The organism is Nakamurella flava (assembly GCF_005298075.1).
Taxonomy (GTDB): domain Bacteria; phylum Actinomycetota; class Actinomycetes; order Mycobacteriales; family Nakamurellaceae; genus Nakamurella; species Nakamurella flava.
This window is the reverse complement of record NZ_SZZH01000001.1, coordinates 1,319,267-1,334,103: the sequence shown is the minus strand read 5'-3', so window position 1 is coordinate 1,334,103 and position 14,837 is coordinate 1,319,267. Positions and strand designations below refer to the sequence as shown.

General features: G+C 71.4%; 14 protein-coding genes. 8 read left to right on the top strand and 6 right to left on the bottom strand.

Annotation, left to right across the window (positions count from 1 at the left end; translation table 11 throughout):
* Positions 1-36 precede the first annotated feature (36 nt).
* The 8 genes from FDO65_RS05990 (at position 37) to mutM (ending at position 8,326) form a co-directional block, all read left to right on the top strand.
* Positions 37-3,450: a pyruvate carboxylase gene (locus tag FDO65_RS05990; protein ID WP_137448481.1), complete on the top strand. Its 3,414-nt coding sequence runs from the start codon at positions 37-39 to the stop codon at positions 3,448-3,450.
* 4 nt (positions 3,451-3,454) lie between these two features.
* Positions 3,455-4,036: an RsmD family RNA methyltransferase gene (locus FDO65_RS05985; RefSeq protein ID WP_137448480.1), complete on the top strand. Its 582-nt coding sequence runs from the start codon at positions 3,455-3,457 to the stop codon at positions 4,034-4,036.
* Complete coding sequence (gene coaD, locus FDO65_RS05980) at positions 4,033-4,518, top strand: pantetheine-phosphate adenylyltransferase (RefSeq protein ID WP_137448479.1); 486 nt, start codon at positions 4,033-4,035, stop codon at positions 4,516-4,518. Before FDO65_RS05985 ends, coaD begins: the two co-directional genes overlap by 4 nt.
* A 225-nt stretch (positions 4,519-4,743) precedes the next feature.
* Positions 4,744-5,472: a DivIVA domain-containing protein gene (locus tag FDO65_RS05975; RefSeq protein WP_137448478.1), complete on the top strand. Its 729-nt coding sequence runs from the start codon at positions 4,744-4,746 to the stop codon at positions 5,470-5,472.
* Between the two features lie 204 nt (positions 5,473-5,676).
* On the top strand, positions 5,677-6,309 hold the full coding sequence (locus tag FDO65_RS05970; protein ID WP_137448477.1) for a YceD family protein: 633 nt from the start codon (positions 5,677-5,679) through the stop codon (positions 6,307-6,309).
* 77 nt (positions 6,310-6,386) lie between these two features.
* Positions 6,387-6,566 carry a 50S ribosomal protein L32 gene (rpmF, locus tag FDO65_RS05965; protein ID WP_137448476.1) on the top strand — a complete coding sequence of 60 codons (180 nt, stop codon included), beginning with the start codon at positions 6,387-6,389 and terminating at the stop codon, positions 6,564-6,566.
* Positions 6,567-6,631: 65 nt separating this feature from the next.
* The gene (gene rnc, locus FDO65_RS05960) at positions 6,632-7,345 is read left to right on the top strand and encodes a ribonuclease III (protein ID WP_205849806.1); all 714 of its coding nucleotides are present in this window, start codon (positions 6,632-6,634) and stop codon (positions 7,343-7,345) included.
* A gap of 36 nt (positions 7,346-7,381) precedes the next feature.
* Entirely contained in the window at positions 7,382-8,326 is a 945-nt protein-coding gene (mutM, locus tag FDO65_RS05955; RefSeq protein ID WP_137448475.1) for a bifunctional DNA-formamidopyrimidine glycosylase/DNA-(apurinic or apyrimidinic site) lyase, read from the top strand.
* A gap of 19 nt (positions 8,327-8,345) precedes the next feature.
* Here the strand turns inward: mutM and FDO65_RS05950 are convergent, their stop codons facing one another.
* The 6 genes from FDO65_RS05950 to FDO65_RS05925 are packed head-to-tail and all read right to left on the bottom strand — an operon-like array spanning position 8,346 to position 14,771.
* Positions 8,346-9,119, bottom strand: a complete 774-nt coding sequence (locus FDO65_RS05950; protein WP_137448474.1) for an SDR family oxidoreductase — start codon at positions 9,117-9,119, stop codon at positions 8,346-8,348.
* A gap of 41 nt (positions 9,120-9,160) precedes the next feature.
* The gene (locus tag FDO65_RS05945) at positions 9,161-10,066 is read right to left on the bottom strand and encodes a dihydrodipicolinate synthase family protein (RefSeq protein ID WP_137448473.1); all 906 of its coding nucleotides are present in this window, start codon (positions 10,064-10,066) and stop codon (positions 9,161-9,163) included.
* Positions 10,063-10,875, bottom strand: a complete 813-nt coding sequence (locus FDO65_RS05940) for an enoyl-CoA hydratase-related protein (RefSeq protein WP_137448472.1) — start codon at positions 10,873-10,875, stop codon at positions 10,063-10,065. Before FDO65_RS05940 ends, FDO65_RS05945 begins: the two co-directional genes overlap by 4 nt.
* Positions 10,872-12,074 (bottom strand): CaiB/BaiF CoA transferase family protein, encoded by a 1,203-nt coding sequence (locus FDO65_RS05935; RefSeq protein ID WP_205849805.1) that lies wholly within the window; start codon positions 12,072-12,074, stop codon positions 10,872-10,874. The genes FDO65_RS05940 and FDO65_RS05935 overlap by 4 nt, the downstream gene beginning before the upstream one ends.
* Positions 12,071-13,444, bottom strand: a complete 1,374-nt coding sequence (locus FDO65_RS05930) for an FAD-dependent oxidoreductase (RefSeq protein WP_276606821.1) — start codon at positions 13,442-13,444, stop codon at positions 12,071-12,073. Before FDO65_RS05930 ends, FDO65_RS05935 begins: the two co-directional genes overlap by 4 nt.
* Positions 13,437-14,771: an MFS transporter gene (locus tag FDO65_RS05925; protein WP_420847502.1), complete on the bottom strand. Its 1,335-nt coding sequence runs from the start codon at positions 14,769-14,771 to the stop codon at positions 13,437-13,439. Before FDO65_RS05925 ends, FDO65_RS05930 begins: the two co-directional genes overlap by 8 nt.
* Between the last annotated feature and the right edge of the window lie 66 nt (positions 14,772-14,837).

The following is a 14,837-nucleotide window of genomic DNA, read 5'->3' as shown; positions in this document are numbered from 1 at the left end:
GGCGTTGATGGTGATGGACGCGACAGGAGCGAAGCCGTGTTCTCGAAGATGCTGGTCGCCAACCGAGGCGAGATTGCGATCCGGGCCTTCCGGGCCGCGTACGAGTTGGGGATCGGCTCGGTCGCCGTCTTCCCGTACGAGGACCGCAATTCCGAACACCGGCAGAAGGCCGATGAGGCCTACGAGATCGGCGAGCCCGGCCACCCGGTGCGCGCCTACCTGGACGTCGACGAGATCATCCGGGCTGCCCGCGAATCCGGGGCCGACGCGGTCTATCCCGGCTACGGGTTCCTGTCCGAGAACCCGGGCCTGGCCACCGCGTGCGCCGAGGCGGGGATCACCTTCATCGGCCCGTCCGCCGACCTGCTGGAACTGGCCGGCAACAAGGCCCGGGCGGTGGCCGCCGCGCGCGCCGCCGGGCTGCCGGTGCTGGAGTCGTCCGCTCCCGGCCAGGACGTGGACGAGCTGATCGAGGCGGGGGAGCAGCTCGGCTTCCCGCTCTTCGTCAAGGCGGTCGCCGGTGGTGGCGGTCGCGGCATGCGACGGGTCGCCTCGCCGGACGAACTGCCGGACGCGCTAGCCACGGCGATGCGTGAGGCCGAGTCGGCCTTCGGTGACCCGACGGTCTTCCTGGAGAAGGCGGTCGTCGAACCCCGCCACATCGAGGTGCAGATCCTCGCCGACCGGACCGCCGCCGCCGGCGATCCCGAGGGCGTCATCCACCTGTTCGAGCGCGACTGCTCCCTGCAGCGGCGGCATCAGAAGGTCATCGAGATCGCGCCGGCGGTCAACCTGCACCCGGACGTCCGCGCCCGCATCTGCGCCGACGCCGTGGCCTTCGCCCGGCAGATCGGCTACCTCAACGCCGGCACGGTCGAGTTCCTCGTCGAAGGCAGCGGTGCGGACGCCAAGCACGTGTTCATCGAGATGAACCCGCGCATCCAGGTCGAGCACACCGTGACCGAGGAGATCACCGACGTCGACCTCGTCGGCACCCAGATCCGTATCGCCGCCGGGGCCACCCTGGCCGATCTCGGACTGCGTCAGGACGACATTGAGATCGGCGGCGCGGCGCTGCAGTGCCGCATCACCACCGAGGACCCGGCGAACGGGTTCCGGCCCGACACCGGCAAGATCATCACCTACCGCTCGCCGGGCGGCGCGGGGGTCCGCATCGACGGTGGCACGGCGCACGCCGGGGCGGCCGTGGGCGCCCACTTCGACTCCATGCTGGTCAAGCTGACCTGCCGTGGGCGGGACTTCCCGTCGGCCGTGGCCCGGGCCAAGCGCGCACTCGCCGAGTTCCGCATCCGCGGTGTCTCCACCAACATCCCGTTCCTGCAGGCCGTCCTGGACGATCCGGACTTCGCCGCCGGCGGGGTCACCACGTCGTTCATCGAGACCCACCCGCAGCTGTTGACCGCGCGGCGCTCGGCCGACCGTGGCACCCGGCTGCTCACCTACCTGGCCGACGTCACGGTCAACCAGCCGCACGGTCCCCGACCGGCCGGCCTACTCGACCCGGCGGTCAAGCTGCCGGCGGTGGACACCCGCGCCGAGGCGCCGGCCGGGTCGCGTCAGCGGCTGGCCGAGCTGGGCCCGGAGGGGTTCGCGACCTGGATGCGGCAGGCCCCTGAGCTGCTGGTCACCGACACGACCTTCCGGGATGCCCACCAGTCACTGCTGGCCACCCGGGTGCGGACCCGTGACCTGCTTGTGGCCGCGCCCGTGGTGGCCCGGACGACGCCGCAGCTGTTGTCCGTGGAAGCCTGGGGCGGGGCGACCTACGACGTCGCTCTCCGCTTCCTCTCGGAAGATCCGTGGGAGCGGTTGACGGACCTGCGGGCGGCGATGCCGAACATCGCACTGCAGATGCTGCTGCGCGGGCGGAACACGGTCGGCTACACGCCCTACCCGACGGCCGTGACCGACGCGTTCGTCCAGGAGGCGGCGTCCGCCGGGGTCGACATCTTCCGCATCTTCGACGCGCTCAACGACGTCGAGCAGATGCGTCCGGCCATCGACGCCGTGCGGGCGACCGGCACCACGGTCGCCGAGGTCGCCCTCTGCTACACCGCCGATCTGTCCGATCCGAACGAGAAGCTCTACACGCTGGACTACTACCTGCGGCTGGCCGAGCAGATCGTGCAGGCCGGCGCGCACGTGCTGGCGATCAAGGACATGGCCGGCCTGCTGCGCGCCCCGGCCGCGGCGACCCTGGTCACGGCCCTGCGGAGCCGGTTCGACCTGCCCGTTCACCTGCACACCCACGACACCGCCGGTGGGCAGCTGGCGACGTACCTGGCCGCGGCGGCCGCCGGCGTGGACGCGGTCGACGGAGCCAGTGCCCCGCTGGCCGGGACGACCTCGCAGCCCCCGCTGTCGGCGCTGGTCGCGGCCACCGAGCACGGGGACCGGCCGACCGGCCTGTCACTGTCCGCGGTGGAGGACCTGGAGCCCTACTGGGAGGCGGTGCGCGCGGTCTACGCGCCGTTCGAGTCGGGCCTGAAGGCGCCGACCGGCCGGGTGTACCGCCACGAGATCCCGGGCGGGCAGCTGTCGAACCTGCGACAGCAGGCCATCGCGCTGGGGCTGGGCGCCAAGTTCGAGCAGATCGAGGCCATGTACACCGCGGCGAACACGATGCTCGGTCGGCTGGTCAAGGTGACACCGTCGTCGAAGGTGGTCGGCGATCTGGCCCTGCACCTGGTGGGCGCCGGCGTGGACCCGGCGGAGTTCGAGGCCGACCCGGGCCGGTTCGACATCCCCGACTCGGTCATCGGGTTCCTGTCCGGCGAGCTGGGCGACCCGCCCGGTGGCTGGCCGGAGCCGTTCCGCACCAAGGCGTTGGCCGGCCGCTCCTGGGCCCCGCCGACGGCCGAACTGAGCGAGCAGGACGCCGCCGCGCTGGCCGCCGATCCCCGTCCGACGCTGAACCGGCTGCTGTTCCCGGGTCCGACGCGCGAGTTCGCCGCTTCCCGGGAAGCGTTCGGTGACCTGTCCCCGCTGGCCACGGCCGATTTCCTGTACGGCCTGCCGAGGGGTGAGGAACTGGCCATCCAGTTGCAGTCCGGGGTGCGCCTGTACTTCGGCCTGGAGGCCATCGGCGATGCCGACGAGCGCGGTCTGCGCACCGTGGTCACCACCCAGAACGGGCAGCTGCGGCCGTTGCAGGTACGGGACCGGACGGTCAGCGTGGACGTGCCGGTGGCCGAGCGGGCCGATCCGGCGAACCCCGGCCACGTGGCCTCGCCGTTCGCGGGGGTCGTGACGCTGAAGGTCGCCGAGGGCGACCAGGTCGAGTCGGGTCAGGTGGTCGCCACCATCGAGGCGATGAAGATGGAGGCATCCATCACCGCGCCGCGGGCGGGCACCGTGCAGCGCGCCGCGATCACCGCCCAGCAGCAGGTCGAGGGCGGCGACCTGCTCGTCGTCCTGACCGCCGGCTGAGTCGGTGACCCGGGTCGTCGCAGGGCGATGGGGTGGGCGCTCGCTGCGCACACCCCGCGGTGCGACGACCCGGCCCACGGCGGAGAAGATCCGCGCCGCGCTCGGTAACGCCCTGGCCGCCGGCGGGGCGCTGGAGGACGCCGTCGTGCTGGATCTGTACGCCGGCTCGGGAGCCCTCGGCCTGGAACTGGTCTCCCGCGGGGCCCGACGGGCGGTGCTGGTGGAACGGGACCGCGCCGCCCTGGCCGCGTTGCGGGAGAACGCCACCGCGCTCGGCGGTGACCTGCAGGTGGTCGCCGCCGATGTGACCGGGTGGGCGGCCGGACCCGGACCGGGGGACGTGGGTCCGTTCGACGTGGTGGTCGCCGACCCGCCGTACGCGGTCTCCGACGCCGAACTGTGCGCGGTGATCGCCGACCTGGGGGCGGCCGGATCCCTGTCGCGCGGGGCCGACCTGGTGGTCGAACGCGGTGTCGTCCGCGGTGCCCCGGTCGGCGCGGACACCTTCGCCTGGCCGGCGCCGGTCGTGCCCGACCGCGAGAAGCGCTACGGGGACACGGTGCTCTGTTACGGTCGCTGGCCGTGACCAGCGCCGTGTATCCCGGGTCCTTCGACCCGCCCACCCTCGGCCATCTCGACGTCCTGGAGCGGGCCGCCGCCCTCTTCGACCAGGTCACCGTGGCGGTCCTGGTCAACCCGGACAAGCGGGGTCTGTTCTCCGTCGAGGAGCGGTCCGACCTGCTACGGGAGGCGACTGCTAACTGGCCGAACGTCGTGGTCGACTCGTTCTCGGGTCTCCTCGTCGACTACTGCTCGGCGCATGGCATCCGGGCGGTCGTCAAGGGCCTGCGGACCGTGTCGGACTACGACTACGAGCAGCCGATGGCCCACATGAACCGCAGCCTCACGGGGGTGGAGACGGTCTTCCTCACCGCCCGTCCGGAGTTCTCCTTCGTGTCGTCGTCCCTGGTCAAACAGGTCGCCGGGCTCGGAGGCGACATCACTGCCTACGTCTGGCCGTCGGTCGCGCAGGCGCTGACCACGCGGCTGCGCCCACCGGCCGGCTGACCGGCGGGACCGGTCCGAACGGCCCGTCGGACGGGCTCCGGCCCCGCGAGTGTGAACTGCATGCGGCTTGGGTCGGGCCGGGCGTGTTGGCACAGCCCGGAGCTGGCCAGACGACAGACTGGACACACCGCTGCGCGCGTTCCCCGACGCCGTAACGCACCCGACCGGCCCCATCCGCCCGCCGTCGGTGTACGGCCTGGGCGGGGTCAGACAGGAGGCTGCATCGTGTACCGGGTTTTCGAGGCGCTCGACGAGTTGGTGACCATCGTCGAGGAGGCCCGCGGGCTGCCCATGACGGCGTCGTGTGTCGTGCCCCGCGGCGACGTGCTGGAACTGCTCGACGACGTCCGTGACGCCCTGCCCGGCGAGGTCGACGACGCTCAGGACGTGCTCGACCACCGTGACCAGATGATCGGCGATGCCACCGAGCAGGCCACCAAGACGGTGGCCGACGCGCAGGCCCACGCCGACCAGCTGGTGACCTCGGCGCGGTCCGAGGCCGAATCGATGGTGGCGTCGGCGCAGGCCGAGGCCGACCGCCTGGTGACCGACGCGCATGCCCGGGCCGAGCAGATGATCACCCGGGCGCAGGACGACGCCGCCCGCATCGGGCAGCAGGCCCAGGAACAGGCCGAGGCGCTGGTCACGCGCGCCCGGGCCGAGGCCGAACGGACGGTCTCCGCCGGCCGGGCCGCCTATGACGCCGCGGTGGCCGACGGTCAGCACGAGCAGGCCCGGCTGGTCTCGCAGACCGAGGTCGTCCAGGCGGCGCACCTGGAGTCCGCCCGCATCCTCGACGCTGCCGCCGCCGAGAGCGACCGGATGCGCCAGGAATGCGACACCTACGTGGACGCGACGCTCGCGTCCTTCGAGGAGACCCTGACCGGGACGTTGCGCACCATCGGCCGGGGCCGGACGTCCCTGCGGACCGGCGGAGTAGCCGAGTACCGCTGATCCGGGTACTCTGGAACGGTTGCCTACGGCTGGTTCGTCCCCACGGACGGCGCCCGGGCGACATCACAGGAACCATCAGCGACACCGCACCACAGCCAGCGACACCGCGCGTCCGGCGCCGTGCCCCTCGTCGTGACCAGCCCGCAGGGCGGTCCCGGGGAGCGCACCGTCCGGCCGCACTCTCCCCAGAAGGTCAGTCTCGTCATGTCCGCCTCCCCGCGTCCGTCCCCGGGTCCCTCCCCGGCGTCCCCCTGGGTCATCGACACCCGGACGCTGGGTCGGCGTCCCGGTTCGATGCGGACGGTCCGCATCGCCGTGCCGGTGACCCAACGCATCGGCAACGAGGTGGTCGGAGTACCGGCGGCCGGTCGCGACGTCGTCCCGGCGACGGATGACACCGCCGTGGTCGACCTCGACCTGCGCCTGGAGTCCGTGGCCGAGGGTGTGCTGGTCTCCGGATCGGCCGCGGCGACCGCGGAGGGGCAGTGCGCCCGCTGCCTGGTCGACCTGACCGAGCCGGTCGTGGTGAGCCTCCGTGAGCTGTACGCCTACCCGGAATCGGCCACCGCGGCGACCACCGAGGACGACGAGGTGGAGCGGCTGATCGACGATCTGGTCGACCTGGAGCCGGTGGTGCGGGACGAGATCGTCCTGGCGCTGCCGCTGGCTCCGCTGTGCCGGCCGGACTGCCCGGGGCTCTGCCCCGACTGCGGCGAACGGTTCGACGACCTCGAACCGGGTCATTCGCATGAGATACTGGACCCCCGCTGGGCTGCGCTGCAGGAGAAGTTCGCGCCGCGACCGGACCAGACGGGACCGGCCGGTTCGGCCGATTGACCCCCGGGTCACCCAGACCGGGTGCGTCACGCGGCGTGCCCAGACCGATGAGAACGTCTTACTGAAGGAGAACGATCGTGGCTGTCCCGAAGCGGAAGATGTCGCGGAGCAACACCCGCGCCCGCCGTTCGCAGTGGAAGACCACCGTCCCCACGCTGGTCAGCTGCGAGAACCGCGCCTGCGGTGAGCTCAAGCCCCCGCATGCGGTGTGCCCGACCTGTGGGCAGTACAAGGGTCGCCAGGTCGTCGGGGTCTGATCGACGTGCGCTCCGGTGACGCAGCGACCGATGCCGGGCGCACAGCCCGGTCATCCGGTCCTGCCGTGCCGGATGCGGACGTGGTCAGCGCCGCGCTCGGGGTCGAACTCGGCCCCGAGCTGGTGCTGCTGGCGTTGACCCACCGCTCGTACGCGTACGAGAACGGTGGGTTGCCGACGAACGAGCGGCTGGAGTTCCTCGGGGACTCCGTCCTCGGGGTCGTCATCACCGAGACGCTCTATCGCACGCACCCGGATCTTCCGGAGGGCCGCCTGGCCAAGCTGCGCGCCTCGGTGGTCAACATGCACGCCCTGGCCGGGGTCGGTCGCGGTATCGGGCTCGGTGAGCAACTGCGTCTGGGCCGCGGTGAGGAACTCACCGGCGGCCGCGACAAGGCGTCCATCGTCGCCGACGCGGTCGAGGCGGTCATCGGAGCCGTCTATCTCGAGCACGGTCTGGACGTCGCCCGCACGGTCGTGCTGCGACTGTTCGGCGATCTGCTGGTCAGCGCGCCGCGCCTGGGCGCTGGTCTCGATTGGAAGACTTCCCTGCAGGAGCTGTCCGCGGCCCAGGGTCTCGGGGTGCCCGAGTACCGGGTGTCCGAGGAGGGGCCCGACCACGCCAAGGTCTTCGCGGCCCGGGTGCTGCTGACCGGCAAGGTGTACGGCGAGGGCAGCGGTCGGACGAAGAAGGAAGCCGAGCAGAACGCCGCGTCGGCGGCGTACACCTCCATCGAGGGCCCGGTCGACGCGCCGGCCCCTGACGCGCCGTCCGCCTGATCGCCGTCGACCGCGTCTGCGCCGAGATCGTTCCCCATGCCTGAGCTGCCCGAGGTCGAGGTCGTCCGCCGCGGCCTGCAGCCGCATGTCGCCGGCCGGACCATCAGGGCCGTCGAGGTTCATCACGATCGCGCGGTGCGGCGACATCCCGGCGGAGCCAATGACTTTCGTGCGGTCCTGATCGGCCGTCGCATCGAGGCGGTCCGTCGACGGGGCAAGTACCTGTGGTGGGCCCTGGACGACGGCGACGCCGTCGTCGCCCACCTGGGGATGAGCGGCCAGTTCCGCGTCGGGACCGACCGGCCCGGCGACGTACCGCTCCCGCCGCCCCCGGTCGTCGACGACGAGCCCGACCTGCCGCCGTCCGCGGGACGGCATCCCCATCTGCGGATCCGGTTCACCCTGACCGATCCGGCGGACCCCGAGGCCCCCGCCAGCACGGTCGACTTCCTCGATCAGCGGACGTTCGGCGGGATGGCGTTCGCCCCCGGTGGGGCCGACCTGCCCGACGTGCTCGCGCACATCGCCCGCGATCCGCTGGACCCCGCATTCGACCCGGACGCCGCCGTCGCCGCGATCCGCGCCAAGCGCAGCGAGATCAAGCGCGTCCTGCTCGACCAGACCGTCGTCTCCGGGATCGGCAACATCTACGCCGACGAGGCTTTGTGGGCGGCGGGTCTGCACTACGCCCGGCCCACCGCCACGATGACCCGGGCCGCGGCCGCCGGGGTGCTCACCGCCGCCACCGAGGTCATGACGGCGGCGCTGGCCGTCGGGGGCACGTCGTTCGACGCGTTGTACGTCAACGTCGACGGCGAGTCCGGCTACTTCGCCCGGTCGCTGCACGCCTACGGCCGGGTCGGTGAACCGTGCGATCGGTGCGGCACTCCGATGAAGCGGGATGCGTTCATGAACCGGTCGTCATTCTTCTGTCCGCAGTGCCAGCGCCCGCCGCGGGCGCCCCGACGCACCCAGCGCTGAGTCACGCCCCTCGCCCCGGTCACAGCACCGGTACCAGGCCGCCGTCGCAGCGGGCCGCCAGGCCGGTCAGGTACGAAGCGGGCGCACTGCACAGGAACGCGGCCACCGCACCGAACTCCTCGGGCCGCCCGTACCGGCCGAGCGGGATGGATGCGGCCGAATCTGCGGCCACCTCGGCCGGTGACCGGCCGGTGCTTTCGGCGGCGGCGGCGTCCAGCGAGCGAACCCGGTCGGTGTCGATGCGGCCGGGCAGCAGCATGTTCACCGTGACCCCGTCCTTGGCCACTTCGGTGGCCAGGGACTTGAGGTAGCCGGCCAGCCCGGCTCGGCCGAGGTTCGACAACGCCAGGCCGGTCAGTGGGGCTTGCACCCCGCTGGACCCGATGCCCACAATCCGGCCCCAGCCCTGGGATAGTAGGTGGGGCAGGGCCGCGCTGATCAGCGCGACCGGGACCTCGACCAGCGTGGTGACCGCGGCCGCTGCATCCTGCGGGGTCACGGTGCTGGCCGTCCCCGGCCGTGGTCCGGGACCGTTGAGCACCAGGATGTCCGGGGGGCCGACCGCGTCGAGGGTGTCCTCGTACAACCGCTGGGCGCCGGCGACCGAGCCGAGATCGGCTTCCAGGCCGATGCAGTGGTCGAATTCCGCGGCCAGAGCCCGGGCCCGCTCGCCCCGGCGTCCGGTGAACACCACCCGGCAGCCTTCGGCGGCCAGCGCACGGGCGGTGGCCGCTCCCAGCCCGGCGGTGGAAGCGCACACCAGGGCGGTGCGGCCAGCGATTCCGAGATCCATGTGGAGTGCTCCTTACGGTCGGGGGTGGGCCGAGGTCGACGTCAGACCGCGGGCCGGCCGGTGCGCAGCTGGGCGGCGGCAGCCATCTGCACCCGCAGCGGACCCCGGAGCGCGTCGGGCAGCGACGCGGCCGGCGGTCGGACGGTCGCGTGGTCGATGAGGCCGCGCTCGACCAGACACTGCTTGCGGATGGCCAGCGCGATCCGGGCCTGTTGTTCAAAGGTGACCAGCGGTAGCCAGGGGGCGAACACCGCCCGGGCTGCGGGGAAGCCGCCGGACCGGTGGGCGGCGACGCAGTCGAGCAGCGCCTCCGGGTAGGAGAAGCCGGTCATGGCCCCGGCCGAGCCACAGGCCAGCTCATCCAGCAGTCCGATGCCGCCGAGTCCGCCGAACACTGGGACACCGAGGTCGGACAGTGCAGCGATGGCCGGAGGAGTGGGCGGGGCCTCCGCCTTGACGGCGGCGACCCGGGCCGCGGTCTGCACCACCATGCGCAGCGCCGGGATGGCGATGGTGATCCCGCTGGCGACGGGGTAGTCCTGCACCACGACCGGCAGGTCGACCGACGTACTGATCGCGTCGAGATGGTCCACCACGATCTCGACGACCGGGCTGTTGACCTGCACCATCACCGCGGCCACCCGGTCGCCCGCGGCGGCCAGCACTGCCGTGGCCTCCTGGCGGCCCGGTGCGGTGGCCAGCGAGGTCAGGCCGACCGTGAGCGGAAGATCGACCTCGTCGACGACGGCGCGCAGGACAGCCGCGCGCTCGTCCGCGTCCAGGGCGGCGGCCTCGCCGAACACCCCGAGGACGGTCAGTCCGGTGACCCCGATGTCGGCGTAGTGCCGGACCAGGCGCCGCAGACTTCGCTCGTCCACCTGCAGGTCATTGGTGAACGGGGTGGCGACAACCCCCCAGACCCCGGACGCCAACCTCGGGCCGGTCATCGGCTGGGCTTTCCGGTCCACACCGGTGCGCGTTTCTCCCGGAACGCCCGGGGACCCTCGTCGGCGTCGGCACTGGTGAGCGCGTCGATGACGGCGGGCAGCCGGGCATCGCGGGCGGTCCGCGGATCGAGCTCGGCGGTGCGCTGGACCGACTGTTTGACGGCCCGGACGGACAGCGGGGCACAGGCGACGATGTCGGTGACCCAGCGGTCGACGGCGGTGTCGAGCTCCGCGGCCGGAACGACCTCGTTGACCACGCCGAACGCTTGTAGTTCGGCGGCCGGAACGCGGCGGCCGGTGAGCATCATCCCCATCGCCAGGTTGTGCGGGATCTTGCGGGGCAGCAGCACCATCCCGCCGTCCAGCGGTAATCGGCCGACCCGCGGCTCGGGCAGGGCGAACGATGCAGTCTCCGCAGCCACGACGATGTCGCAGCCCAGGACCATCTCGAACCCGCCGCCGAGCGCGTACCCGTTGACGCGAGCGATCACCGGTACGTCGAGGGTGCGGCGCAGGCTGATACCTCCGAAACCGTCCGGGGTCAGCGCCGCCCAATACTCCAGACCACTGGGACCCGTTGCCGCGGAGGACATGTCAGCCCCGGCACAGAAGGCCCGGTCGCCCGCACCGGTCAGCACGATGCACCGGAGCGTCGGGTCCTTCTCGGCCTCCGTCCAGATCTGCACCATTCGGGCGGTGGCCGCCCCGTCCAGGGCGTTCAGCACCCGTGGCCGGTCGATGGTGAGCCGGCCGACGCCGTCTTGGACCTGCCAGTCGATCCCGGCGCCGGGATCCTGGTCCGTCGTCACGAGATCACCCCGTCCTGCGTCAGCCGGGCGATGCGGTCGGTGGAAAAGCCGTGGTCACGCAGGATCTCGGCCGAGTGCTCCCCCAGGGTGGGTGCCCGGTGCCGGATGGAGGCCGGGGTCGCGGACAGTCCGATGGGCGCGTTCAGCACCTCGACGGTGCCCTCGGTCGGGTGGTCCATCTTCACGATCATCCCGTTGATCTCGGTCTGCTTGTCGGCGAGCGCCTCGACCATCGACAGCACCGGAGCGCACAGCAGGTCGGCCGCCTCCAGGCGTTCAATCCAGTGCGCGGTCGTGTTGGTGGCGCATGCCCGCCGGAAGACCTCCTGCAGCTCGGCCTTGTTGGCCATCTGACCGTCATGGTCCTGCAGTTCGGGGCGCTGCCAGAGTTCGTCGTCGAGGTCCAGGGCACCGCAGAGGTCACGCAGCGGCTCTTGCTTGAAGGCCCCGACGAAGCAGACGGCCCCGTCGGTCGTGGGGAACACGCCGGACAGCGGCATGGCCGCCCAGTTGACCTCGGCGCCGCGGTTGAGCTGGGTCGCCGCCTCCTGCATCTGCATGTGCAGCATCGAGTCGAACATCCGCACGTCGACCCGCTGCCCCTGGCCGGTGCGGCCCCGGGCCAGGAGGGCCAGCAGGATCCCCTGGGTCAGGTGCATCCCGGTGGTGTAGTCGCACAAGGTGGTCGGGTAGACCGAGAGCGGGGTGTCCTCGCTTTGTCGTCGCCACATGACGCCGGAGAGGGCTTGGAGCAGGACGTCCTGGCCACCCTTGTGGGCGTAGGGCCCGGTCTCGCCGAATCCGGTACCCGACGCCCAAATCAGGCCGGGGTTGATCTGGCGCAGCCGCTCGTAGCCCAGGCCCATGCGTTCCATGACTCCGGCGCGAAAATTGCTGACCACTACGTCGATGTCACCGATGAGGTCGTACAGCACCTGCTTGCCGGCGTCGCCGCGGGTGTCCAGGCTGATGCTGCGCTTGTTGCGGTTGATCGAATAGAAGATCGGGTTGTCCTGGCCACTGCGGTCGGGAAAGGAGTTGCGCGACAGGTCTCCCCACCGGGGCCGCTCCACCTTGATCACCTCGGCCCCGAAGTCGCCGAGCAGCTGGGTGGCCGACGGGCCCATGTAGACCTGGGTGAAGTCCAGGACGGTCACGCCGTCCAGGGCCCCGGGCGGGAAAGGTGTCTCGTCGCTCACTGTTCGACCTCCGATTCGAGCGAGTCCGGGGAGGCCACCCCGGCGTTGGTGCTGGGGACGTCACCGGGGTCGGCCCCGTGTTTGCGCATCAGCCGCTGGATGTCGAGCGGGTCGACGTCACGCACCACGATGCCCTGTTCGACCGCCAGGCTGGCGGCCATGCCGGCGGCCTGACCCATGGCCATGCACGGTGGGATCTCCCGCGACATCTTCTGGGCCTGGGGCGTCGCCGAGTAGTGGCGCCCGGCGACGAGCAACTGATCGACCCGACGGGGCAGCAGGCTGCGGTAGGGGTAGTAGTAGTCCCGGCCGCGGGCGACGCTGTCAGGGAAGTGCCTGCGGTTGCGGACGTCGTCGACGGTCATCACGTACTCACCCTGCAGCAACCGCGTCTGCCGGACACCCATCTGTTCGGCGACATCCAGGACGTAGCAGTTCTCGAATCCGGGGAGCGTCGCCCGGGTGAGTTCGACTGCGGTGGCGATCTTCTCGCGGGAGACGTATTCGGCTTCGGTGAGCGAGGCCGGGTCGGTGCCGTCGAATCCGGTCATGTGGGGGGCGTTGCACCACACCACGCCGGGGATGGGCGTCTTGAGCCACCACAGCTCCCAGGCCCCGCCCAGGGCCCGCTTGATGGCCTTGTTGATCGCCCGGGCCTGCTTGGGATCGGCTTGCTCGAAGGCTTCCGCGGCGTCGGTGTCGACCCCGCCGAGCCGGAAGACCAGGGTGGTCAGGTAGGAGTCCTTGACGTACGGGGCGCCGGCGCGGGCGGCCACGTCGATGTCGCCGGTGGTGTCGATGACGACATCGGCCAGCACGGCCTGGGGGCCGCTCTTGGTCTCCGCGACCACGCCGCGGATCCGGCCGTCCTCCATGACGACCCGCGAGAACCAGCTGTGCAGGCGGAGGTTCACCCCGGCCTCGCGGACCAGATCGTTGGACACCCGCTTCCAGCCGTCGGGATCGAAAGCGACGGCGTAGCAGACCGGTTTCGGGTGTTCGGTGGAATGGAAGTCGAAGGTGCCGTAACGGCCCCAGCGGTTCCAGGTCTCGACCGAGCTGCGTCGGTCCTCCTCGGGGGGCAGGACGGCCAGGCCGATCCGTTCCAGGCGTTCGACGTACTCGCTGCAGATGCCGGTGACCGTGATCTCCGAGCCGTTGATCATGTCGTCCAGCACGAGCACCATGCCGCCGGACGCCAGTCCGCCGAGGGACGGATACCGCTCGAGCAGCGTCACCGACAGCCCGTTGCGGGCGGCGCTGACGGCGGCCGAAACGCCGGCCGGACCGCCGCCCACCACCACGACGTCGCACTGGGCGACGACCGGGGTGTCGGCCAGATGTTCCTTGACGGTCAGGGTGTCATTCACCGACGAAGATCCCTTCCTTCTCACGGGCACTGCGGTACAGGACGATGCTGATGAGGGCGAGGGCGGCGGCGTAGACCGGGAACATCCAGCCGAGACCCTTGCTGCCGAGCCAGACGACGAGGTAGCTGGCGGTGCCGCCCATGCTGGCCACGGCGACGCCGTAGCCCAGGCCCCCGCCGGCCGCGCGGATGCCCTTGGGGAACAGTGAGGTGCTGGTGACGACGTAGAGGGTCATGTTGAGCAGCAGCACCGGGGCGCCGAGCAGCAGCACGGCGGCGAAGCCACCGAGGCCGGGCCCGGTGTAGAGCAGCATGAGGAAGACGGTCGGGATCATCAGCCACCGGCCGATGACGAAGGTGCGCCCGAGCTTCCAGCGGTCGGTCCACTGGCCGACGATCGGCGAGCCCAGGACCATGAACAGCGACAGTACGGCGGTGAGACCGAAGACAGCGGTGAGGTTCTCGCCGTAAGTGGAGCGGGCCAGGTTGGGCAGGCCGACGTTCCAGCCGTAGTTGAACGCCTGGGCCGCGCCGACGATGAAGATGACCGCGAGCAGGCTGCGCCAGCGGCCGAACACCTGACGCCAGATGTCGCGGGTGACGCCGACGTACTCCGGCTCCGAGGTCTCCAGGGTCTCGGGGAGCGAGCGCCGGAGCCAGACGACGACCACGCCCATGGCGGCCCCGACCCAGAACGGGATGCGCCAGCCCCAGTCCGACATGACGGCGGAGCCGAGGGTCAGGCTGAGCAGGAAGTTCAGCAGCGAGCCGACCATGATGCCGAGGTTCACGAAGCCGCTGATGATGCCGGCGGCCAGGCCCGACTTGTCGTGCGGCATGATCTCGACGCCGTACGCGGTGGAAAGGGGCGCCTCGACCCCGGTCGAGAGGCCCTGCAGCAGGCGGCAGACCACCAGGATGATCGGGGCGGCGACGCCGATGGTGTGCACGTCGGGCAGGACGCCGATGACCAGGGTGGTGACGGCCATCAGGCCGACCGACCACAGCATGACCGCTTTGCGGCCGATGCGGTCGGCGACCCCGCCCAGCAGGATCCCGCCGATGGGTCGGGCGACGAAGCCGACGGCGAACACCGACAGGGTTGCGAGGGTGGCTTCGAGGACAGTGTCGGTCCGGAAGAAGTGCGGGCCGATGACGGCGGCCAGCAGACCGAAGATCTGCCAGTCGTACCACTCGAGGGTGTTGCCGAGACCGAGGCCCAGCATGGAGCGGCGCAGGCTCTGGCGCTCGGTGGGCGAGGGTGCGGAGGCAGTGGGGACGTGGGGGCGAGGGGCGCCCGTGGGTTCGGGCTTGGAGGTCACGGACATGACTGGGCCTTCCCGGTGACGGCAGGCGTCAACCCGGTCGCAGGGGTCGTCGAGGACACCGGCCCT